Source organism: Methylobacterium sp. J-030 (assembly GCF_022829545.1).
Taxonomy (GTDB): domain Bacteria; phylum Pseudomonadota; class Alphaproteobacteria; order Rhizobiales; family Beijerinckiaceae; genus Methylobacterium.
This window is the reverse complement of the sequence record NZ_JAKSYM010000280.1, coordinates 38,681-61,010: the sequence shown is the minus strand read 5'-3', so window position 1 is coordinate 61,010 and position 22,330 is coordinate 38,681. Positions and strand designations below refer to the sequence as shown.

Here is a 22,330-nt window from a genome sequence, read left to right as displayed (position 1 = left end):
CCCGCATTGATCCAGAAGGACGCTTCGCGACGTCTCTTGCCGGCTCCCGGGTCGCATTCCGCTGGCGCCGCATGCGCCCGGGAAAGGGACAGTGCTTAAACGCATCGGCCGGGCGTCAGCGCTCTCAGGTCCGCCCCAACGCCAGCGCCTTGAGGTCGAAGCCCGGATCGGCCGCCTGATCCGGCGTCAGGGGCGTCCCGGCGGCGAGGAGGCGCCGGGCGATCATGTGGTCGCCCGCCCGATCGACGGATTCCACCGCGCTCAGGCGCCCGTCGCGGAAGCGGAACACCGAGAAGGCGTCGCCCGATCCGCGGACCACGCTGGCATCGCCCGGACCCGAGAGCCCGGCGATCTGCAATTTGTGCGGACCTTGGTCGCTCCAGAACCAGGGCAGGGCACCGTAGGGGGCGGGCTTGCCGAGGAGCCGGGCCGCGAGGCAGCGGCCCTGATCGATGGCGTTCTGCACGGATTCGATCCGCACGGTGCCATCCGCCGAAAGCCCGTGCGCGAAGGGACTCGGGAACCGGGAGCAATCGCCGATCGCCGAGATCGACGGATCGGGCGTGGCGAGGAACGCGTCGACCCGCACGCCGTCGTCGGCCGGCAGATCGGCGTCCAGGGCGAGGTCCCGGTTCGGCAGCACGCCGATGCCGATCAGGACGAGATCGGCGGGAAGCTCCGTCCCGTCCGCCAGCGCGATCCCGGTGGCGCGGCCGTCGCGCCCGAGGATCGCCGTCACGCCGGCCCCGAAGGCGAAGCGCACGCCCATCGCCTCATGGGCGCCGCGGAAGAACGCCCCCATCTCGGCCGAGACCGCCCGGGCCATGGGCCGATCGGCCGCCTCGATCACCGTCACGGGGAGGCCGCGCGCGGCGGCGACGGCGGCGAATTCCAGCCCGATGAAGCCCGCGCCCACCACCACGATCGCCCGCGCCGCCGCGATCTCCGCCTGGAGCGCGTCCGCATCCGCGAGGCCGCGCAGCTGGTGCACGCCGCCGAGATCGGCCCCGGGAACAGGCAGGGGGCGGTTGCGGGCGCCGGTGGCGAGGACGAGATGGTCGTAGGCGAGGCTGTCCCCGTCCGCCAGGTGCAGGCGCCGCACCGCCCGATCGATCGCGACGGCCCGGATCCCCGGCCGGTGCGTGATCGCGTGCTCGGCGAAGAAGCCCGGCTGGCGCAGGAACAGGCCCTCCCGGTCGGTCTTGCCGGCGAGATAGGCCTTCGACAGGGGCGGGCGCTGATAGGGCAGGGCGGTCTCGTCGCCCACCAGGGTGATCGGCTCCCGGAAGCCGCCTTCGCGTAAGGAGGCGGCGAGCTGGAAGCCCGCCTGGCCGGCGCCCGCGACGACGATCCCGGCCGCGCTCATGCTGAGGTTCCCGCGAGAACCAGGCCGCTCTGCGCGACGCCCGGCAGGCTGCGCGCGCCGTCGGTCATCAGGTAGGCCCAGACCGCCGAGGCCGCCGGCCCCAGCACCTTGTCGGCGCGGCGCACCGCGTACCAGTCGCGCCGGATCGGCAGGCCCCTCACGTCGAGGAGCACGAGGCGGCCGCTCTCCAGCTCCGCCGCCACCGCGTGGACCGAGAGCAGGGCGATCCCGAGCCCGGCCATGACGGCCTGCTTGATGGTCTCGTTTGAGCCGGTGTCGATCTCCAGCGGCGCGCGCTTGACCAAGACGCCGGCCATGAATTCCTCGAACACCATCCGCGTGCCCGAGCCCTCCTCGCGCAGGAAGAACGGCTGATCGGCGAGGTCCTCGCGGTTCAGGCCGGTCCGCCCGGCAAGGGGATGATCCGGTGCCGCGATCAGGACGATCGGATGCGGGCCGAAGGTGGCGGCGTCGATCGGGAAATCCCGGGGCGGGCGGCCCATCAGCGCGAAGTCGATCTCGTAGCCGCGCAGGGCCTCCACGGTCTGGCCGCGGTTGCGCACCGACAGGCTGATCTCGACGCCCGGATGCTTCTTGACGAAGCCGGCGATCACCTGGGGCGCGAAGTACTTGGCGGTGGAGACGACGCCGAGCGCCACGCGCCCGCCCTCGGCGCCGCGCAGCGTGCGCAGGCGGTCCGTGCAGGTCTCCAGCACGGTGTTGATGCTGTCGATCGCCCAGAGCATCTCGCGGCCGGCATCAGTCGGCTTGAGCCCGCCGGGCGTCCGGTCGAACAGCAGCAGGCCGGCCTCCTCCTCCAACTGGCGGATGCGCGCGTAGAGCGCCGCCGAGGTGACGTTCAGCTCCTGCGCCGCCCGGGTCATGGTGCCCAGACGGGCCACCGCAGCGACCGCCTGGAGCTGCTTGAGGGAGAGGTTGCGCATGGCGGATTTCTCGGGCGGATTTCTCGGCGGACATCGTGTTTTTTTCGTCCTATGGCACAAGATCGCATAGAAATCTTGAAGGGCCCGCCGCGCCTTCCTTTCGATCCGGCGGCCGAGACCGCTATCTTGGCGGGGGTGTGGCCGCTACAGAGCCGGTGCGGAAGGCGCGATCCCGGCGGGCGGGATCCGAGCAGGAGGAGTAGACCGATGGCAATCTCAGCGGCGATCGGGACGCCCCTCGATACCTGTCTGGCGCAGGCCGTTGAGGCCAACGCGGCGCTGAAGGACGCCGCCGCGGTGATCGCCGCGGTGGCGCGCTCGGCGGTGGAGATCAGCGAGCGGATCGGGCGCGGGGCGCTCGGCGGCGACCTCGCGGCGGCCGGCGAGCACAACAGCGACGGCGACGTTCAGAAGGCGCTGGACGTGATCGCGCACGAGAGCGTGACGGCGGCCCTGCGCGGCGCGCCCGTGGCCGAGGTCGCCTCCGAGGAGGCCGAGGAGGTGATGCGGCTGAATCCCGACGCGCCCCTCGCCGTCGCGATCGACCCCCTCGACGGCTCCTCCAACATCGGCGTCAACATGGCGGTGGGGATGATCTTCGGCATCCGGCCGTCGATCAAGGATCCGTCGAACCCCATCGCGTCGTTCACGACGCCGGGCTCCGCGCAGATCGCTTCGGGCTTCGTGACCTACGGCCCGGCGACCGCGCTGATCCTGACGCTCGGCCAGGGCACCCAATCCTACGTGCTCGACCGGGCCGAGGGTACGTTCAAGCTGACCAGCCAGGCCATGGCGGTGCCGGCCTCCACCAAGGAATTCGCCATCAACGCCTCGAACGCCCGGCACTGGGACGCGCCGGTGAAGGCCTATATCGAGGATTGCCAGCGGGGCACCGAGGGTCCGCGCGACAAGGACTACAACATGCGCTGGCTCGCCTCCCTGGTGGCCGACATCCAGCGCGTCCTGACCCGCGGCGGCGTGTTCCTGTACCCGGGCGACGCACGGAAGAACTACGCCCGCGGCCGGCTGCGGCTGCTCTACGAGGTCGCCCCCGTGGCGATGCTGGTGGAGCAGGCCGGCGGCGCGGCGACCGACGGTCAGCAGCGCATCCTCGACATCGTGGCGACCGGCATCCACGAGCGCGCGCCGCTGGTCTGCGGCTCGACCGAGGAGGTGGAATGCGTCGCGGCCTATTACGGCGGCGGCAAGCCCGATGCCGGCCGCTCGCCGCTGTTCGGCCAGCGCGGCCTGATGCGCTCGTAAGCGCGCCGCGAAGTCCGAAACGAATGTCGGCGCGGCATCCCATCATCTCGGTGACCGGCTCCTCGGGGGCCGGCACCACCTCCGTGCGCAACACCTTCGAGCAGATCTTCCGCCGGGAGGATGTGCGGGCGGTGTTCATCGAGGGCGACGGCTTCCACGCCTTCGACCGGGACACGATGCGGGCCATGATGGCGCACGAGCCGACGCTGTCGCATTTCGCGCCCCGGGCGAACCTCCTGCCGGAGCTGGAGGCGGTGTTCCGCAGCTACGCGGAGGCCGGCACCGGCCGCACCCGCCACTACGCCCACGACCAGCACGACGCGCAGACCTACGGCATCCCGGAGGGCAGTTTCTCGGAATGGGAGGCCTTCCCCCCGGATTCCGATCTGCTGTTCTACGAGGGCCTGCACGGCTGCGTGGCCGACCAGGACGTCGACATCGCCCGCTACGCCGACCTGAAGATCGGCGTCGTGCCGGTGATCAACCTGGAGTGGATCCAGAAGCTGCACCGGGACCGCTCGTTCCGCGGCTACTCGACGGATGCCGTCACCGACGTGATCCTGCGGCGCATGCCCGACTACGTGCAGACCATCTGCCCGCAATTCTCGTTCACCGACATCAACTTCCAGCGGGTGCCGACGGTCGATACCTCGAACCCATTCATCGCCCGCTGGATCCCCACCGCCGACGAGTCGATGGTGGTGATCCGGTTCAAGGATCCGAAGGGGATCGATTTCTCCTATCTGGTCTCCATGATCCACGACAGCTTCATGAGCCGGGCCAATTCCATCGTGATCCCCGGCGGCAAGCTCGACCTCGCCATGCAGCTGATCCTGACGCCGATGATCATGCAGCTCGTCGAGCGCCGCAGACGTCTGGCCTGAGCCGATCCCGAGAGTCGCCCATGCTCACACCCGTCATCGCCCCCTCGATCCTCTCCGCCGACTTCTCGAAGCTCGCCGAGGAAACCCGCGCCGTCGACGCGGCCGGGGCGGACTGGATCCATCTCGACGTGATGGACGGCCACTTCGTGCCCAACATCACCTTCGGGCCGCCGGTGGTGAAGGCCCTGCGCCCGCACACCCAAAGATACTTCGACGTGCACCTGATGATCGCCCCCGCCGACCCGTACCTCGCGGCCTTCGCGGCGGCCGGCGCCGACGGCATCACGGTCCATGCCGAGGCCGGGCCGCACATCCACCGCTCGCTCCAGACGATCCGCGATCTCGGCAAGCGGGCCGGCGTCGCGATCAACCCCGGCACCCCGGCCGCCATGGTCGAGCCGGTGCTCGACCTCGTGGACCTCGTGCTGGTGATGACCGTCAACCCCGGCTTCGGCGGCCAGAGCTTCCTCAAGAGCTGCATGGAGTCCGTCGCGCGGGTGCGCGCGATGGTGGCGGGGCGCGACATCCGCATCCAGGTCGACGGCGGCATCGATCCCGAGACCGTCAAGGCCGCGAGCCGGGCGGGCGCCGACACCTTCGTGGCCGGCAACGCCGTCTTCGGCGGCGGGCCGGCGGCTTACGCGGAGCGCATCGCGGCGATCCGGGACGGCGCGGAGGGCGCCTCCGGCCGCGACCTGTCGTGCTGAGGGCGCTGATCTTCGACGTCGACGGGACTCTCGCCGAGACCGAGGATCTGCACCGGCAGGCGTTCAACCGCGCCTTCGCGGAGGTCGGGCTGCCCTGGCGCTGGGACGCGGCGCTCTACGCCGACCTGCTCACCGTGATGGGCGGCAAGGAGCGCCTCGCCCACTTCATCGATACGCAGCACGCGGCCGAGGCCGAAGCGCTTCACGCCCTTGCCCCGGACATCCATGCACGCAAGACCGCGGCCTACGGCGCGCTGGTCGCCGAGAACCGGCTGCCGCTGCGCCCCGGGATCGCCCGGCTCATCGCCGAGGCCCGGGCGGCCGGCCTCCGGCTGGCCGTCGCCACCACCACCAGCCGACCGAACGTCGATCGATTGCTGGCGGTCAACTTCCCGCCCGGAAACACGCCCTTCGACGTGATCGCTGCCGGCGACGCGGCGGACCGCAAGAAGCCGGCCCCGGACGTGTTCCTCCTGGCGCTCGCCGGCCTGGACGTCGCCGCCGCGGAGGCCGTCGCGTTCGAGGATTCGGCTGCCGGGATCAGCTCGGCCCGCGCCGCCGGCCTACCGGTGCTGGCGACCCGCAGCCGCTACACCGACAGCCACGCGCTCGACGGCGCCTTCTCGGCGGTCTCGGACCTCGGCGAACCCGGGCACCCGCACCGGCACATTGCGGGGCTCGAATGGCCGGGCGGGGTGGTGGACCTCGCCGGGCTCATGCGGTGGCACGGGGTTCTCGACGTGGGTGCGGTTCCGGCCGCGGATCGCCGCCCATAGGCCGCAACGCTGCACGCGGCGATGCAGGGCGCTGCGTATGGGTGGTCGCAGCCAATGCTGGAACAGACGACACATATCTTCGAGCTGGAATTTGGGTAGGCTGCATTCCGACCTGCATTGAGAAAGATATTAAAACTATATCTCCTGATTTCGTGTGAGGCCATGTCTTCGGACATCTGGCAGAAAAATTGCGTTGAGTTTCCAACTTGGAACTGTGCATTCTTGAATTTGGCTGGCGTCCGATCCGGCAGAAGGCACTCAAAGATTGTTCGGCCTCGACGCAGTTCAAGGACGGGAAATCATGCGAAGATTGTCGATCAAATTTATAATCATATCTATTATAGCATCAATCGGCGCCTGCGCCATCATTCTCGCAGCCTTGCAAGTGGTCAGAAGCAAATCGCGGTCGGATGCGGCGGAACGCGTCGCTCAGGACATGGGGATCAACCGGGATCTGTTCGTGAGCCTGACGCAGTTCCGAACGGAACTCGGATGGGGCATCTCCGCACTCGCCCAGGAGCCCGCCGTCAACAGAACCTATCGTGACATCGTCCGTGACAGTCGCGAGCCCTTCGACACGGCTGTCGAGCGCGCGCTCGACGGTCTGAGCCGCGTATCCGAGACCGCGCCAGCCCTCGGAAGCGCGGAGTTCCGGTCCCTTCTGGAGACGTGGCGACGCGCGCGCTCGACCGTGGATGCCGCCCTCGATCAGCCGGTCGCCGCCCGCGATCCGGCCCTGCCCGCGACACTGGACGGGTTGGGTGGTCGCGTCCTGACGGTGATCGAAGCCGCGTCCGACGCAACCGAAGCGGAGATCAGGCTGCTCGATCCGGCCTTCGGAATCTACCTCGATGCCCGGGCGGCAACGTGGCTTGCCCGGGTGAGCGCCGGACGTGCCTCCAACGTGCAGGATGAACTCGTCGCGGCGCAACGGCCCGCCACCTGGGAGGGCTGGACGCGGCTGAACACCGCCGACACGGAGGCCCGCACGGCCTGGCAAATGGCCGAGCGCATGATCGACGCCGGCGGCCTGGGCGACACGGTGAAGGCTGCGTACGGGCGCGCAAAGGCACGCCTGTTCGGCGGTCGGTTGGCCGAGATACGGCAATCCATCGCCGCCACCGTGGCGGATGAGTATCTCGTCTCTCTTCCCCGCTCGGAATGGGGCACCGCGTTCCGCGCCGCCCAGAACGCGGTGACGGAGGCGGCCGACACGGTGACGCAGGCCGGCATGGACCGGGCCAGGACGTCGGCCGACCGGGCCCGTCAGGACTTCGTCACGGCCGCGGCCGTGATCCTGTTCACGCTGGGGCTTGCGGTGGTGGCAGTCCTGGTGGTGCAGCGCCGCGTCGTGCGGCGGATCCTCGAACTGGCCGGCGCCATGCGCGGTCTCGCCGATGGGCGGCTCGAAACCCTGGTGCCCGGCACGCAGCGCAACGACGAGATCGGCGACATGGCCGGCGCCGTGCAGGTGTTCAAGGACAATCTGATCCGGACCCGGGATCTCGAACAGGAGGCGGCCGAGGCCCGGCGCCGGGCCGAGGAGCAGCGCCGCGCCGCGATGCACCAGATGGCCGACACGTTCGAGGCGGCAGCCGGCGCGATCGTCGGCACGGTCTCGACCTCGGCCGGGGCCCTGCAGGCGACGGCGCAATCGCTGGCGACGGCCGCGGCCGACACCGCGAACCGTTCGACCCGGGTCGCCGCCGCCGCCGAGGCGGCGGCGTCCAACGTCGACACCGTTGCGGCCGCGGCCGAGGAACTGGGCGCGTCGGTGCAGGAGATCGGCCGGCAGGTCTCGGGCTCGGCGGATCTGGCGCGCAACGCGGTGCATGAAGCCGATCACACCGCCGCGCTCGTTCAAGCCTTAAACGCGAGCATGGCCAAGATCGGCGACGTGGTGTCGATGATCTCGGGCATCGCGGCCCAGACCAATTTGCTGGCGCTCAACGCCACGATCGAGGCGGCCCGGTCCGGCGAGGCCGGCCGGGGCTTCGCCGTGGTGGCCGCCGAGGTCAAGGCGCTGGCCGAGCAGACCGCCAAGGCCACCGACGCGATCGGCCAGCAGATCGGACAGGTGCAGGGTGCGACCGGTGCGGCGGTCTCCGCGATCGGCGGGATCGCAGCACGAATTCGGGAGATCAGCACCGTGGCGACCACGATCGCGGCGGCGGTCGAGGAGCAGGGTGTGGCCACCCAGGAGATCGTCCGCAACGTGGAGCAGGCCTCGTCCGGGACGAGCGCGGTGACCGGCACGATCGCGGGCGTGGCCGGGGCGGCGGAGAAGACCGGCCTCGGCGCCCGGGATGTCCTGACGTCGGCCACCGCGCTGTCGAGCCAAGCCGAGCACCTCGCCGAGGAGGTCCAGCGCTTCCTGGCGACCGTGCGGGCGGCGTGAGCGGTCCGGGCGGTCCCTCGGGCTAACCCAACGGTCCGCGACGGGGCGCTCCTCACGTGTGCGCTCGTCGGCCCGCCGGTGCCGCGCGCCTCGGGCCCGCGACACTGTTGGCTTGACCGGGCTACCCAGCCCAGACGCAACTCTACCAGCCGAGCGCCAGGCATCCGTCCCGTAAATCCTCGGCCATACGGGGAAATTATACTTTATCTAACATCAAGCTGATAGTATTTTATATGGAATAGTACTTATCTTGCGTATCGACCTGACTATATCGGATAACAACCTTAGATTTTTTTCCTCTTGACGCGCGCGCTGCGATGAGATTTCTGTAAGAATTTCTCAGATTTTCACTAAAGTTGCGAACTCATACGATGAGAATTCTATCGATCCGATTCGTCATATTCTCGATCGTCGCCCTCATCAGTGCGTGCGCGATCGGTCTTGCGACATCGCGCATCAGCGAAAGCTGGTCAAAGTCGGCCATTGCCGATCAGGTTGCCGACTATATGGCGATCGACCGCAATCTCTTCGCGAGCCTGACGCACCTGCGCGTCGAGCGGGGCTGGGCCATGACCGCGCTCCTTGAAGAGCCCGATGCCAACCGCATCCATCGGAAGACGGCGCTCGACGGCCGCGCGCCGTTCGACAAGGCTGCCGATGTCGGCATCTCGGCCCTCGGCCAAGTACTCAACGACAAGCTGCGAGCCGGGAGCGGCGAACTCCAGTCCTTCGTGAGCGAGTGGCGGCGGCTGCGTCCGGCCGTGGATGCGGCCCTCGACCAGCCGCTGGCGGCACGCGATCCGTCGCTGCGCAAGACCCTGGACGAGTTCGGGAACCGTTTCCTCACAGCCCTCGAAACCGCCTCGGACGCCACGGAGGCGGAGATCCAGGCCCTTGACCCGGCCTACGGCATCCTCCTCGACGCCCGGACGTCGACATGGGTCACCCGGACGAGCGCCGGTCGCAGCGCCGCGACTGTCAGCGAACTCCTGGCAACCGGTCGCGCCGCTACGACGACGGACTGGATCCGGTTGAACACCGCCGATACCGAGGCGATGACAGCCTGGAAGCTCGCGAAGCGCGCGGTCGGGATTGGAGGATCTGCCGCGCTCCTGCATGCGCATTACGAGCGCGTCGATGCGCTCTATTTCGGTGGCCGGATGGCCACGATGCGGCAGGCCCTCGTGGCCGCCGTTGCGGCGGGACGCAAGGTCGAGATCCCCGGCGTGGAATGGGACGCCGGTGTCGTCGCCGGTCAGCAGGCGATCGCCGGCGCGGCGGTCGCCGTCCTCGATTTCGCGGCCGGCAAGGCCAAGCAGGTGGCTGATCAGGCCTATCGGGACCTCTGCGCGGCCGCAGCCGTGATCCTGTTGGAACTCGGGCTCGCGGTGGCGGCAATCCTGGTGGTGCAACGTCGCGTCATCCGGGGCATCCACGGGCTGGCCGGCGCCATGCGGCGGCTCGCCGAGGGGCAATTCGATGCGCTGGTGCCCGGCGTCGGGCGCTCGGACGAACTCGGCGCCATGGCGGGCGCGGTGCAGGTGTTCAAGGACAACCTGATTCGCACGCGCGCCCTCGAAGAGGAGGCGACTGAAACCCGGAGCCGCGCCGACGCGGAGCGGAAGGCGGCCATGCTTCAGATGGCCGACGCGTTCGAGCGCGCCGCCGGCGGGATCGTCGAGACGGTCTCGTCCTCGGCGAGCGGACTTCAGCTCACCGCCCAGACCATGGTGGCCTCCGCGGACGAGACGGCGGCCCAGTCCACCACCGCGGCGGCCGCCGCCGAGCAGGCGGCGTCCAATGTCGGGACCGTCGCGGCCGCCGCCGAGGAGCTTGGGACTTCGGTACAGGAGATCGGGCGCCAAGTGTCCGGCTCGGCCGATCTGGCGCGGGCGGCGGTGGACGAGGCGGGTCAGACCGCCACGCTCGTCCAGGCGCTGAACGCGAGCGTGGCCAAGATCGGGGAGGTCGTGGGGATGATCTCGGGCATCGCGGCCCAGACCAATTTGCTGGCGCTCAACGCCACGATCGAGGCGGCCCGGGCCGGCGAGGCCGGCCGGGGCTTCGCCGTGGTGGCCGCGGAGGTCAAGGCGCTGGCCGAGCAGACCGCCAGGGCCACCGACGAGATCGGCCAGCAGATCGCCCAGGTCCAGGGTGCCACCGGCCAGGCTGTGTCGGCGATCGGCGGGATCGCCGGCCGGATCCGCGAGATCAACACGGTGGCGGCGTCGATTGCGGCGGCGGTCGAGGAGCAGGGTGCGGCCACCCAGGAGATCGTCCGCAATGTCGGGCAGGCCGCCGTCGGCACGAGCGCGGTCACCAGCACCATCGCGGTCGTGGCCGGTACGGCAGAGGCGACCGGGACCGCGGCGACGGGGGTCCTGGCCTCGGCCTCCGAGCTGGCGCGCCAGGCGGACCAGCTCTCGGCCGAGGTCCAGCGCTTCCTGGCGACCGTGCGGGCGGCGTAAGGGCGTGCCGACCTACCGGGCGACGCGGCTCCGCGGGCCTTGGACGCGCGCCGCGCTGCGCCCCTCCCGACGCCCCTGCGCCTCGGTGGCGAACAGCATCGTGCCCGCGACGACGCCCAGAGCCGCCGCAAGTCCGAGCTTGAGCCAGCGCGGGTCGGCCGCCGCGACGTGGGCGGTCGATCGGGCGTCGAAGCGGCCATGCGCCCCGGGATCGGTGTCGACCGGGTCGTAGAGGTTGTCGGGGCGGTTCTTCTGGGCCTGCACGCTGGTCATCTCCCCCCGATAGCCGTGCCGGGCGAGGTATCCGTCGATCCAGCCCGGGATCAGCATGTTGCCGACGATCGCCTTCCAGGCCGAAGCGCCGATCCACAATTCCCGCGGTGCATCGTGGGCCGCGCGATACACGTGGCGGGCGATGGCCTCGGGCTGATAGATCGGCGGCACCGGCTCGAGCTTGCGCGGCAGCCGCGAGCGCGCCCAATCGAATTGCGGCGTGTTCACCGCGGGCAACTGCACCATCGTCAGCCGCACCCGGCTGCCGTCGTGGAGCAGCTCGCTGCGCAGGCTGTCGACGAAGCCCCGCACGGCCGCCTTGGCGGCGCAGTAGCTCGCCTGGAGCGGGATCGAGCGATAGGCCAGCGCCGAGCCGATATGCACGATCGTGCCCCGGTCGCGCGGCACCATGTGGCGGAGCGCCGCGAGCGTGCCGTGGACCTGTCCGAGATAGGTGACCTCGGTGGCTCGCCTGAACTCCTCCGGGCTCGTCTCCTGCACGGGCGCGTAGATCGTCACCATCGCGTTGTTGACCCAGACGTCGATGCCGCCGAACCGCTCGGCGAGTTCGTCGGCCGCCTGCGCGACCGCGTCCGCATCGGCCACGTCCGCCATGAAGGCCAGCGCCCGGCCGCCGGCCCCCTCGACATCGCGGATCGTGCCCTGGAGCCCCGCCTCGCCCCGCGCGATCAGACCGACATTCCAGCCGTGCCGGGCGAATTCGTGGGCGACCGCGCGTCCGACGCCCGCACTCGCGCCCGCCACCATCACCGTGTTGCGTCCGTTCCGGCTCGACATCAGGTCCCCAGGTCACAGAAAGTCCCTGCGGCAACGTCCGATGGCGGCAATCTTTCCGCAGGTGCCCGATCACGAAGCGCAATGCGCGGGCTCCGCGGCCGCGTTGCTTCGTCGAAAGCGGGCGGCCTATAACGCGGCGACCTCGCAGCCGCGTCGGCGGGCTCCCGCACGCCCGCCGCGCCAACGTACAAAGTCCGACACGCCATGGCAGGCCATTCCCAGTTCAAGAACATCATGCACCGCAAGGGCCGGGTGGACGCGGTCCGCTCGAAGGTGTTCGGCAAGCTCGCCCGGGAGATCACCGTGGCGGCCAAGCTCGGCACGCCCGATCCGGCGATGAACGCCCGCCTGCGCGCCGCCGTCATCGCGGCGCGCGCGGAAAACATGCCCAAGGACAACATCGAGCGCGCCATCAAGAAGGCTGCCGGCGCGGACGGCGAGAACTACGAGGACATCCGCTACGAGGGCTACGGGCCCGGCGGCGCCGCGCTCATCGTCGAGGCCCAGACCGACAATCGCAACCGCACCGCCTCCGACGTGCGCTCGGCCTTCACCAAATCGGGCGGCAGCCTCGCCGAGACCGGTGCCGTGGCGTTCATGTTCGACCGGGTCGGCGTGATTGCCTTCCCGGCCTCCGTGGCCGACGCCGACACGATGCTGGAGGCTGCTATCGAGGCCGGCGCCGACGACGTGAACTCGGGCGAGGACGGGCATGAGGTGATCTGCGCCCAGGATTCCTACGGCGAGGTCGCCAGGGCCCTCGAAGGCCGCTTCGGCGAACCGAGCCGCACCGGCCTGATCTGGAAGGCGCAGAACACGATCGACGTCGACGACGAGACCGGCGAGAAGCTGATCCGCCTCGTCGAGGTGATCGAGGATCAGGACGACGTCCAGAACGTCTACGTGAACTTCGCCCTGTCGGATGCGCTGATGGCCAAGCTTCAGGCCTGAGCCGGGTTCCGGGCGGGCGGTTCCCCACGGGGGCAGGCCGGGGCCGTCCTTGTCCGGGAGCAGGTTCGCGACTGCGGCCGGCATGGTCGGCCCGTGCCGTTCGTTCACGATAAACGCCCTCAGATCTCACGGGCTTCCGATCAAACGTCGGCCGATACCGGTTTTGGTTAACCAAACCGCAGGTTCTCGTTCCGTAGCGTGTCCGATGAGCAGCTCGGACGGTTTCCATGAGTCGGGACGACTGGACTTCAAGCGCCGGAAGCGCGAGCCCGATCGACGTTTCGATCGTCATTCCGTGCCTCAACGAAGAACGGGCCCTGCCGGCCGCCCTGGCGACGGCGCGCGCCGCCCTGGATCAGCTCAGCGAGACGCAGGCCCTGAAGGGTGAGATCATCGTCGCCGACAACGGCAGCCTCGATGAGAGCCGCACGGTCGCGTCCGCTGCCGGCGCCCGCGTGGTCGTGGTTTCCCAGCGTGGCTACGGGGCGGCGCTGAACGGCGGATTCCGGGCGGCTCGAGGCCGCTACCTCGTCATGGGCGATGCGGACGGATCGTACGATTTTCGCGACGCGGTCGCCATGGTGAGTGCCCTGCGCTCCGGTGCGGATCTCTGCATGGGGTCGCGCTTTCAGGGGGGCATCGCGGCCGGTGCCATGCCGTGGAAGAACCGCTACATCGGCAATCCCGTGCTGACGGGCATCCTGAACCTGCTGTTCCGCGCCGGCATCGAGGATGCGCATTGCGGCCTGCGCGCCCTGACGAAGGGCTGCCACCGCCGGTTGAACCTGCGCGGCAGCGGCATGGAGTTCGCCAGCGAGATGGTGATCAAGGCGGCGCTGAAGGGCGAGCGCATCACCCAGCGTCCGGCGACCCTGTCGCGCGATCGTCGCGGCCGCGGTTCGCACCTTCGCCCGTGGCGGGACGGCTGGCGTCACCTGCGGTATCTGCTGATGCTGAGCCCGACCGGGATCTTCGCTGCGCCCGCCGCCCTGCTGGCGAGCTGCGGTCTTGCCATCCTGCTGCTGGCGGCGGTCGCCCTGGCCCTGGGTGCGGAGCGGACGTTCGTTCTCGGCAATTACTGGGTGATCCTGGCCGGTGCGATGCTGGGGCTGGCCCACAACCTGAGCCTGTTCGCCGCGGCCACGCACCTCTACGGTGTCCGTGAAGGTTACCGTCGTCCGCGTCGGCGTCCCATGCGGTGGACGTCCTGGGTTTCCCTGGAAACGATGCTGGCGGCCGGCCTCATCACCGGCATGGCCGGCTTGACCATCCTTGCGCTGGTGATCTGGTACTGGTCCCGGCACAGCTACGGGCCGATCGGCAGCGTCCTGCCCGCGGTGGCCGGAACGACGCTCCTGGTGGTCGGTGCTCAGAACGCGCTCGGCGGCTTCCTGCTGGCCGTGATCGGCGGCAACGAGGCTGAATTCCTTCAGGTCAAAGCCCCGGAGATGGAGGCCGCGGCTCGCGAACCCCACAAGTCGGCGGCGTGACACGGGCGCCTTGCCAGGAGCGCCTTCTGCCGAGCCCGAAAATGGTTCGGCGCAAGGCCGCGCGTCAGGGCGAGGCCTCGGCGATGGTCCGGATCACCCTGCGATCGGGCGCGGCTCCCGGCGGGTGTCGCGGCGCTCCGCGCCGGAGGACACGATCATGATGACAGCCGCATCTCCGGGTGCCGTCGCGCGAGGCCGTCAGGTTGCGAGCAATGCCACGGCTCAGGGCGATCGCAGAGCCTGGTGGATGCACATCCTCCTCGCCGGTGCGATCCTGTTTGCCGTCGCGGCAGCCAATGGGCGGCCATCGGTCTTCACCGATACGGCCTGGTATTATTCGCAAGGCGAATATCTTGCCTGGCGGCTGGGCATCGCGCAGCCGGACCTCGACGAGAACCGCCTGACCGATCCGACCTCGGTCATGCCGGATTCGCGCGCGATGCGCGACAGGACACCGGCGACGGTCGCGGGCGGTCGATCGCCGTTTTACGGACTTGTCCTCGTCCTCGCGGTCCGTTTCGGAACGTTGTGGCTGCTCGCCGCGGGCCAGGCACTCCTGGCGGCGTGGTCGATCGGCGTCCTGATCCGCGGGTTGCTGCCGGCGGCTCTACCCGTCTTCTATCAGAGCGTGATCTTGACGCTCGGCCTCGGCACGAGCCTGCCGTTCTTCGCAGCCTTCGCGATGCCGGACCTCTACGCGGGCCTGCTGATCATCGCGGTGACCATCCTCGCCTTCTGCCCGGAGCGGTTTCCCGTCGCGGAGCGCGTCATGCTGTGGGGGCTGCTCGTGGCCAGCCTGACGTTTCATGCCGCCAACGTCGCGCTCGCCGTCGCCCTATCGACCCTCGCGCTCGCGATCTTGGCCGCGTGCAGGACGCCACGAACGGTCATCGCGATCCGCGCGGGAGGGCTCGCCCTGTCGATCCTGGTGGCTCTGTCCATGACCTGGGCGTTCGGCGCGCTCTACCAGGCGGATGCCGGCGTCGCGCAGCGCACGCCCCCCTTCCTCATGGCCCGCCTCCTCGCCGATGGGCCGGGCCGCGCCTATCTGGCGGCCATCTGTCCGAACGGCGCCAGCCCGACCCTGTGCCGGTTCGCCGATCGACCCTTCGCCAGCGAAGATGAGATCCTCTGGTCGGAGGATCCTGCGAAGGGCGTGTTTTCCGTCTCGGACTACGCGGTCAGGGACAGCTTGAGAAACGAGGAGGCGGCGTTCGTACGCGCCGTTGTTGCGCGTGATCCCGCCGCCGTTCTCACGGGCATTCTGCACAATGGGCTGCAGCAGCTCATGACCTTCTATGTCTGGGAGCCCATGAAGTCGCCGGCGCGCTTCCTGCAGTTTCCGTGGTGGCATCGAACGGCCATCCTGCGGATCATCCCCGACATGAAATCGTGCGAAGCGGCACCGGACACCTGTGAGGTGAGAGCCAATCCCCTGTTCGTTGCGGTGCTTCACATCGTGATCGTGATGCTGGCATGGATCCTCATCGTCTGGGCCGTCCTCAAGACGCGGTGCTTCGGCCTCTTCGCGCGCGCACGATGGAACCGATCCGATCGGCTCCCCCCGCTCGCCGGGGCCGTCGTCCTCATACCGATGGGCGTGATCCTGAACGCGCTGATCTGCGGCGCCGCGTCCGGCATCTTCGCGCGCTACCAAGCGCGCGTGATCTGGTTGATCCCCCTTCTGGCTTTCCTGATCGCCGCCCGGCTCTGGCGGAACAGGTGGGCTCAGGTGCGGGACCCGATATCAAGCTGAGCGCCGATGCCCCGGCTATGCGCCGGCGCCATCAGGCCGAAGACGTGTGAGGACGTGAAGCTTCCGTCCAAAAACCATATTGAGCGGGAACACGTAGAGCGGAACATCCGTGCTCGCCGTGTCGACCGATAAGCGGGCGTCGTCGAACAAGGTGCTCCACTGCTTCGAGGATTGGTAGTTGTAGGGCAGGGCGACGCCATGGGGGGCGTTGCCGATCCAGTCCATCAGCGCGAGCGTCAGGTGGTCGAACCTGTTCTCCGAACGATGGTCCTTGATGATCACAGCCTGTCGGGCGACGCGGGCGGCCTCCCGGAGGAGCTGACTCGGGTCCTCGGTGTGATGCAGGACGTCGATGAAGGTGACGACATCCCACGATCGATCCGGGAACGGCAAGGTCGTTCCGTCGAACGGGCGCACCGGGATGATCGTGTTCGCCCGCACCAGGACGTCGATACCCTCGATGTGAATATCGGGGCGGATCGCGCGGCAGAGCCCCGCGATGGTTCCGTCACCGCATCCGACGTCGAGGACGGTCGCGTCACGGGGCAGCAGGCCGGCCAGGGCTTCGGCCAGGACGCGCGTCCGCCGGTCGAAGATCAGATCGCCGTGTAGTTTTCCGATCAACGCCTTCAAAGGCCGGCTCCCTCGACACCGCAGCGCTACGGTGCCCTGTCATACGCTCAATACCGTCCGAAAGATGATGCACGCGGGCTATATTTCGTCCTCCGCGCCACGGTCACCCGCGTGCGGCGGTCGCCCGGGCCGCGCCGCCGGCTTTACAGTGTCGTGCCGGATCTTAGACGATGCCGCGGTGAGTTCGGCAGCAAGGGGCGGGATGCCGGCCCTGCGGCCGGCGGCCAGGATGGGGTATCGTCCTTCGAGCCCGGTCGTGCCCGTCATGCCCCTCCACACCGCCTCCACCATGCCTCAGAGTGCCGTCGCCATGCGCTTCGTTCCGAGCCCCGATCCGGCGGCGGATCCCGACGCCGAGCGCTGGGCGGCCCTCGCCGTCCGTGACGCCCGGGCGGACGGTACCTTCGTGTATGCAGTCCGCACCACAGGCGTGTATTGCCGGCCGAGCTGTCCGTCGCGGACCGCCCGGCCCGAGAACGTGAGCTTCCACCGGACCTGCGCCGAGGCCGAGGCCGCCGGCTTCCGCCCCTGCCGGCGCTGCCGCCCCGATGCGCCGGGCCTCGCCGAGCGCCGGGCCGAGGCGGTCGCCCGGGCCTGCCGGCTGATCGAGTCGGCGGAGACCGAACCGTCGCTCGCCGAACTCGCCCGGGCCGCGGGGATGAGCGCCTATCACTTCCACCGGGTGTTCAAGGCGGCCACCGGCGTAACGCCGCGGGCCTACGCCGCCGCCCGCCGGGCCGCCGGGATCGCCGCCCGGCTGCCGGGGGCAGGCTCGGTCACCGCGGCGCTGTACGAGGCCGGCTACGGCGCGGCGAGCCGATTTTATGCCGAGGGCGCCCCGCGCCTCGGCATGGCGCCGTCCCTCTACCGGAAGGGCGGGGCGGGGATGCGCATCCGGTTCGGGATCGGCGCCTGCTCCCTGGGCGCGATCCTGGTCGCGGCGACCGATCAGGGCATCTGCGCGATCCTGCTTGGCGACACGCCCGAGCCGCTCCTGCAGGATCTCCAGGACCGGTTTCCGGGGGCGGAGATCGTGGGCGGCGATCCGGATTTCGAGGGTTGGATGGCGCGGGTCATCGGCCTCGTGGAGGCGCCGGGATGCGGCCTCGACCTGCCCCTGGACATCCGCGGCACCGCCTTCCAGCAGCGGGTCTGGGAGGCGCTGCGGCGCATCCCGGTGGGCTCGACCGCGAGCTACGGGGAGATCGCCCGGGCCATCGGGCTCCCCGCCGCGATGCGGGCGGTGGCCCAGGCCTGCGGCGCGAACCCGATCGCGGTCGCGATCCCCTGTCACCGGGTGGTGCGCTCGGACGGGGCGCTGTCCGGCTATCGCTGGGGCGTGGCGCGCAAGCGCGATCTGCTTCAGCGCGAGGCGAAGGGCTGAAGCCGATCCGTTGCGCGGGGGCCGGACCCGGTTCGAGAACGGAAGCGATCCGTTCCGCGACGCTCCCGTCCCAGCAGAGGGGGGAGGGTGCGTGGAGGATCCGCACTGCGGCACCTGAAACGCGCTAACGACGGCCCCCCGGTGGCCCTCCCGGTCCTCCGAACCCGCCGCCGGGCCCGCCGAAGCCCCCCGGACCCCCGGCGGGGCTGCCGAACCCGCCGGGGCCGCCGGGCGGTGGCCCGCCCGGTCCCCCGCCCGGCCCCCCGCGTGGCGCCCCGAAGCCGCCCCGTCCCTCGGTGCCGGAGATCGGCCCGCCCCCGGGCCGGGTATCGATGCCGAAACCCCGCGGGGCGCCGGAGCTGCCGATGTCTCCCGCCCGCCCGCCAGGCTCCCCGCCGAGGCGCCCCGGCGGCTCGTCGGGCAGGCTGCGCAGATCCAGGCGGTCGCGCTCCCGCTCGAAGCCCGGGGTTTCGCGCTGCGGCGGCTCGGGGGCGATGCGGTTCTCGATCCGCAGCCGCTCCACCGTCAGGTCGCCGTCCCGGGCGATGCCGGCGGTCAGCACCGCGCGGACACTCCCCTGCCGCGGCACCTTCGCCCCCGGCCGGCCGGTGACCCGGTAGCCGGAGCCGACATCGAGACCCGCACCCGCGCGGCCGATATAGGCCTCGATCGAGACCTGCTTCAGCCCGGGCGGGAACGGCAGGCCGATCTGGGCGGCGTTGGTCGCGCGCAGGGCGCCGTCCGCCGCCGAGCCCGTCACCAGGGCGCGCCTGCCCGGGGGCAGGGCGTCGGCCCCGGTCACGCGCAGGCCCCCGATCATCGAGGTGCCGTCCTCCCCGCGCCGGACCGGCCCGGCGACCCGGTCCGGCCCGGCCGCCCGCGGCTCGATGAGGCTCGCCACGATCACCCCATCCGGCCGCCGCAGCCCGCTCACCGCGACCCGCGCGCCGGGCTTCCAGTCCCCGCCGAGGCCCGCGGTCGAGACCCGCTGACCGAGCACGATCATCCGCCCCGGCGCGACCGCCTCCACGGGCCCCACCACCTCGCTGGTCACGTCGATGCGGCGCGTGGCGAGGCCTCCGCCCTCGGGCCGCGCGACGACATGGACGACGTGCCCGATCCTCAGGTCGGCCGCACTTGCAGCCGCGCCATCGATGCGCACCTCCACCTCCGGCGGATAGCCGATGCGCAGGTCGTTGACGACGATCGAGCCGAAGCGGCGGATCGTGCCGATCACCCCGGTGCCGCCGATGCCGCGGTCGCCCTCGCCGAGCGGGTTATCGCGCGGCGCGTCGGTCCGCATCATGCCGGTGCCGCCGATGCCCTGATCGCGCGGCGCCTCCTGCGACTGGACTCGGGCCGGCAGCAGCGTCGCGGCGCCCGCGAGGAGGCGCAGGACGAACCGGCGGTTGGGCAGGGTTCGCACCGGGCGGCCTCTCAGCGTCCGTCCGTGGAGCGCGCGGGCGGCCCGGCCTCCGCATAGACGTACAGGCCGAAATTCCAGCGGTGATCGCCGCCCGGATCGGTCTGGCAGGCGGCGTGCGCCTCCCGGTTGGCCTGCTGCAGCGCCTCCATGGCGATCTCGCGGGCCCGCGCCTCGAGCTTGGCCGCGAGCTCCTTCGAGAGCCCGTCATAGTGGACCGCCCGCTCGAGGAACCGCGGCGTGTCGCCGACGATATTGGCCACGGCCGCCGCGATATGGTCGTGCAGGTTGCGGCCGAAATAGTAGAGCTGCGGCCCCTCGGCGCCGTCGCCGCGGGGCACGTAGGCGGCTTCCGCCAGCACGATCCGGTCCTGCGCGTCCGTGAAGGCGAGGCCGCGGTCGAGCCACTCGTCCAGGACCGCCCGGGGGCGCAGGTCGCGCGTCACCCCGGCGACCAGGGTCTCGAAGGAGGGTGCGTCATCCTCGGCATTCCGCGGCAGCGGCAGGGGATGGCCCTGCGGATCCGTGAAGGCCGGGTCGGCGATCCAGCGAGCGATGATCCGGCTCGTGCGCGACACGACGGCGGGCACCGCGCTCACGGGGGCGCCGGCCCCGCGCAGGCGCCGCACCTCCTTGCGGTGGATGCCGGTGAGCAGGGAGACGCGGCTGTCGGTCTGCTCCTTGCCGGATAGGGCGAAATCGTACTCGGCCACGTTCACGTAGAGTTCGCGCAGAAGGTCGTTGAGAGCCGGAAAGGTGATGCCGCGCGCCACCAGCAGGCGCACGAGCGGCCGCAGGAGCCGTGCCAGCGGCGCGTGCAGCGCTGCGCCCTCTCGCGGTGTGTCGACGGTCTCGGACATGGGGCCATCGTTACCGCATGTTGCGTGGGAGACAATCCCACAACGTGCGCCTGCACACCCGGAAACACGGTTTCCGAGTTGACGTGGGATTTTTGCACACGTAAGTTTCTGGCGTGGTCAAATTTCCCACACGGACCGCGGAGATCTTGCATGACGGCCGACACGCGCATTCACGCCGGGGATGCGTTGCCACCCCTCAGGATCGAGGAACTGGCCGTCGGGTCCCGCGCGGCCAACCCCATGCCGCGGCTCGGGCGCATCCTGTGCGTCCTCGCCGCCCTTGCGCTGCCAGCCTTCGGTATCGCTGTCGCGGATACGGTCCATCGCGTCAGTGAACCGAAGGCGAAGCAGGCCGCCGCTCCCGTCAACCCCTCAGACGGGGCGGCGGCACCACAACGGGCAGGCACGCCCGCACGTGTCTCGAAGCGTGACAGGACGGCACTGCACATGATGGCGCGCGGGGAGGTCCGGTCGTGATCGCCCTGTCCGAGGCCGGCCGCGACGACGTCCGGCCGCCACCCATCTGCGGCGGAGCGCCCGTCCTCGATCTCGCGCTCTGCCTGATCCTCTCGGTGACCGTGGTCGGCCTGCTGCTCCTGGCCCTCTGACCCCGCGGCTTCGAGCCGCCCCACACGCGAGACTCCCATGACGACATCGTTTCGTGCCGCGCTCCTCGGCGCCGCGGCCGGCTGCGTCGCGCTCGGCGCCCAGGCCGCGGATCTGCCCCGCCGCGCGCCGCCCCCGCCGCTCCCGCTGCCGCCAGCCTTCACGTGGACGGGCTTCTATGCCGGTGTGAACGCCGGCTACGCCTTCGGCACGGGCAGCGGCGGCTTCACCGACCCGACCTACGGCACCGTCACCGGCGGCAGCCGGTCCGGCGGCTTCGCGGGCGGTGGCCAGATCGGCTACACCTATCAGTTCACGCCCGGCTCCGGCTTCGTGATCGGCGTCGAGACCGACATCCAGGGCACGGCCTTCGCCAAGGCGGACGCCGCCTATCTCGGGACGACGCCCTATTACAGCGTCCGTCCGAGCCTCGACTATTTCGGGACGGTCCGAGGCCGTCTCGGCTACGCCTTCGACCGCGTGCTGATCTACGGGACCGGCGGCTTCGCGTATGGCGGTGGCTCCCGCTCGACCTATGCGGCCTCCTACCCCTACACGCTGCCCGGGACCGACCGGACCGGCTATGCCGCGGGTGGCGGCATCGAGTACGCCTTCACCGAGAAGCTGTCGGCCAAGGTGGAAGCCCTGTACCTCCATCTCGGCCGCGGCTTCACGGGGACGACTGACTACAGCGCCAGTGTCCCCGCGTATTATGGTGCCGGCAAACAGGATTCCGGCTTCGCTCTGGTCAGGGCCGGGGTGAACTATCGGTTCTAATCAGTATTGGTTGCGGTGGACCTTGACTACTCGGCCAGGTTGAGTCGCTATGCGTGACGTTCGGCTTCGGAGATTCATCGGCCGGTCGTGCGTGTCAGGGCTGGTCTGAAGGCTCCGGTGCCGGATGCCGCGCGGGCGTCACCGCGCGGTGTCGGGGGCATTTCCGACAGGATCGGCCGTGAACACTTTACGCCTGCACGTCACAGCGACGACGCTTCTCGTCGTCGGCCTCACGACCTTCGCCTGGGCGCAGACGCTGGAGATCATCCCGCCCGGGCCGACGACCGGACGGGGCGCCGTGCTGATCTACGGCAATTTCTGCGGGCCGGGGAACCGCGGCCCCGGCTACAGGCCTATCGACGCGCTCGACCGCGCCTGTGCGCACCACGATGTCTGCTCGGCCGATCCGCTGTCGGGCACCCTGACGGCCTGCGCCTGCAACCGCCAGCTCGAAGTGGAGGCGGGCGCGGTCGCCCGCAGCCCGAACGCCTCGACCCATACCCGCGAGACGGCGCAGTTCATCGCCGACTTCGTGGCGGCGCTGCCCTGCCAGTAGGGCGCGCCGCCGGCCCG

At 70.2% G+C, this 22,330-nt stretch carries 20 protein-coding genes; 14 read left to right on the top strand and 6 right to left on the bottom strand.

Going from position 1 to position 22,330, the window contains the following annotated elements; all coding sequences use genetic code 11:
• Positions 1–124: 124 nt before the first annotated feature.
• Both MKK75_RS20570 and MKK75_RS20565 read right to left on the bottom strand, forming a co-directional pair.
• Positions 125–1,366, bottom strand: a complete 1,242-nt coding sequence (locus MKK75_RS20570) for an NAD(P)/FAD-dependent oxidoreductase (RefSeq protein ID WP_244044371.1) — start codon at positions 1,364–1,366, stop codon at positions 125–127.
• Complete coding sequence (locus MKK75_RS20565) at positions 1,363–2,310, bottom strand: LysR family transcriptional regulator (RefSeq protein WP_244044370.1); 948 nt, start codon at positions 2,308–2,310, stop codon at positions 1,363–1,365. Before MKK75_RS20565 ends, MKK75_RS20570 begins: the two co-directional genes overlap by 4 nt.
• A gap of 207 nt (positions 2,311–2,517) precedes the next feature.
• Here MKK75_RS20565 and MKK75_RS20560 point away from each other — a divergent pair, with 207 nt between their 5' ends.
• From MKK75_RS20560 to MKK75_RS20535, 6 genes are all read left to right on the top strand, one after another.
• Positions 2,518–3,573, top strand: a complete 1,056-nt coding sequence (locus MKK75_RS20560; RefSeq protein WP_244044369.1) for a class 1 fructose-bisphosphatase — start codon at positions 2,518–2,520, stop codon at positions 3,571–3,573.
• A gap of 23 nt (positions 3,574–3,596) precedes the next feature.
• Positions 3,597–4,457 (top strand): phosphoribulokinase, encoded by an 861-nt coding sequence (locus MKK75_RS20555; RefSeq protein ID WP_244044368.1) that lies wholly within the window; start codon positions 3,597–3,599, stop codon positions 4,455–4,457.
• A gap of 20 nt (positions 4,458–4,477) precedes the next feature.
• Entirely contained in the window at positions 4,478–5,164 is a 687-nt protein-coding gene (gene rpe, locus MKK75_RS20550) for a ribulose-phosphate 3-epimerase (protein ID WP_244044367.1), read from the top strand.
• On the top strand, positions 5,158–5,940 hold the full coding sequence (locus MKK75_RS20545) for an HAD-IA family hydrolase (protein WP_244044366.1): 783 nt from the start codon (positions 5,158–5,160) through the stop codon (positions 5,938–5,940). Before rpe ends, MKK75_RS20545 begins: the two co-directional genes overlap by 7 nt.
• Positions 5,941–6,400: 460 nt before the next feature.
• Positions 6,401–8,338 (top strand): methyl-accepting chemotaxis protein, encoded by a 1,938-nt coding sequence (locus tag MKK75_RS20540; protein ID WP_244044365.1) that lies wholly within the window; start codon positions 6,401–6,403, stop codon positions 8,336–8,338.
• A gap of 506 nt (positions 8,339–8,844) precedes the next feature.
• Positions 8,845–10,806, top strand: coding sequence for a methyl-accepting chemotaxis protein (locus MKK75_RS20535; RefSeq protein ID WP_244044364.1), 1,962 nt, complete (start codon positions 8,845–8,847; stop codon positions 10,804–10,806).
• 12 nt (positions 10,807–10,818) lie between these two features.
• On the opposite strand, the gene MKK75_RS20530 is transcribed toward MKK75_RS20535, so the two are convergent.
• Entirely contained in the window at positions 10,819–11,877 is a 1,059-nt protein-coding gene (locus MKK75_RS20530; RefSeq protein WP_244044363.1) for an SDR family oxidoreductase, read from the bottom strand.
• 204 nt (positions 11,878–12,081) lie between these two features.
• Here MKK75_RS20530 and MKK75_RS20525 point away from each other — a divergent pair, with 204 nt between their 5' ends.
• The 3 genes from MKK75_RS20525 (at position 12,082) to MKK75_RS20515 (ending at position 16,074) form a co-directional block, all read left to right on the top strand.
• Positions 12,082–12,828: a YebC/PmpR family DNA-binding transcriptional regulator gene (locus MKK75_RS20525; protein WP_244044362.1), complete on the top strand. Its 747-nt coding sequence runs from the start codon at positions 12,082–12,084 to the stop codon at positions 12,826–12,828.
• Positions 12,829–13,055: 227 nt separating this feature from the next.
• Positions 13,056–14,318 carry a glycosyltransferase family 2 protein gene (locus MKK75_RS20520; RefSeq protein WP_244044361.1) on the top strand — a complete coding sequence of 421 codons (1,263 nt, stop codon included), beginning with the start codon at positions 13,056–13,058 and terminating at the stop codon, positions 14,316–14,318.
• A gap of 247 nt (positions 14,319–14,565) precedes the next feature.
• Positions 14,566–16,074 carry a hypothetical protein gene (locus tag MKK75_RS20515; protein WP_244044360.1) on the top strand — a complete coding sequence of 503 codons (1,509 nt, stop codon included), beginning with the start codon at positions 14,566–14,568 and terminating at the stop codon, positions 16,072–16,074.
• Between the two features lie 15 nt (positions 16,075–16,089).
• Here MKK75_RS20515 and MKK75_RS20510 read toward each other — a convergent pair whose 3' ends face one another.
• Entirely contained in the window at positions 16,090–16,707 is a 618-nt protein-coding gene (locus MKK75_RS20510) for a class I SAM-dependent methyltransferase (RefSeq protein WP_244044359.1), read from the bottom strand.
• Between the two features lie 310 nt (positions 16,708–17,017).
• On the opposite strand from MKK75_RS20510, the gene ada reads away from it, so the two are divergent.
• Positions 17,018–18,091 (top strand): bifunctional DNA-binding transcriptional regulator/O6-methylguanine-DNA methyltransferase Ada, encoded by a 1,074-nt coding sequence (ada, locus tag MKK75_RS20505; protein WP_244044431.1) that lies wholly within the window; start codon positions 17,018–17,020, stop codon positions 18,089–18,091.
• A gap of 124 nt (positions 18,092–18,215) precedes the next feature.
• Here the strand turns inward: ada and MKK75_RS20500 are convergent, their stop codons facing one another.
• The gene (locus tag MKK75_RS20500; RefSeq protein ID WP_244044358.1) at positions 18,216–19,517 is read right to left on the bottom strand and encodes a DUF5666 domain-containing protein; all 1,302 of its coding nucleotides are present in this window, start codon (positions 19,515–19,517) and stop codon (positions 18,216–18,218) included.
• Positions 19,518–19,528: 11 nt separating this feature from the next.
• Entirely contained in the window at positions 19,529–20,374 is an 846-nt protein-coding gene (locus MKK75_RS20495; protein WP_244044357.1) for a DUF6502 family protein, read from the bottom strand.
• A gap of 150 nt (positions 20,375–20,524) precedes the next feature.
• Between MKK75_RS20495 and MKK75_RS20490 the strand changes: the two genes are divergently transcribed.
• From MKK75_RS20490 to MKK75_RS20480, 4 genes are all read left to right on the top strand, one after another.
• Positions 20,525–20,851, top strand: a complete 327-nt coding sequence (locus MKK75_RS20490) for a hypothetical protein (RefSeq protein WP_244044356.1) — start codon at positions 20,525–20,527, stop codon at positions 20,849–20,851.
• The gene (locus MKK75_RS35825; protein ID WP_279594012.1) at positions 20,848–20,982 is read left to right on the top strand and encodes a hypothetical protein; all 135 of its coding nucleotides are present in this window, start codon (positions 20,848–20,850) and stop codon (positions 20,980–20,982) included. Before MKK75_RS20490 ends, MKK75_RS35825 begins: the two co-directional genes overlap by 4 nt.
• Positions 20,983–21,019: 37 nt before the next feature.
• Positions 21,020–21,757 (top strand): outer membrane protein, encoded by a 738-nt coding sequence (locus tag MKK75_RS20485; RefSeq protein WP_244044355.1) that lies wholly within the window; start codon positions 21,020–21,022, stop codon positions 21,755–21,757.
• 178 nt (positions 21,758–21,935) lie between these two features.
• Positions 21,936–22,313: a hypothetical protein gene (locus tag MKK75_RS20480; RefSeq protein WP_244044354.1), complete on the top strand. Its 378-nt coding sequence runs from the start codon at positions 21,936–21,938 to the stop codon at positions 22,311–22,313.
• The last annotated feature ends 17 nt before the right edge of the window (positions 22,314–22,330 follow it).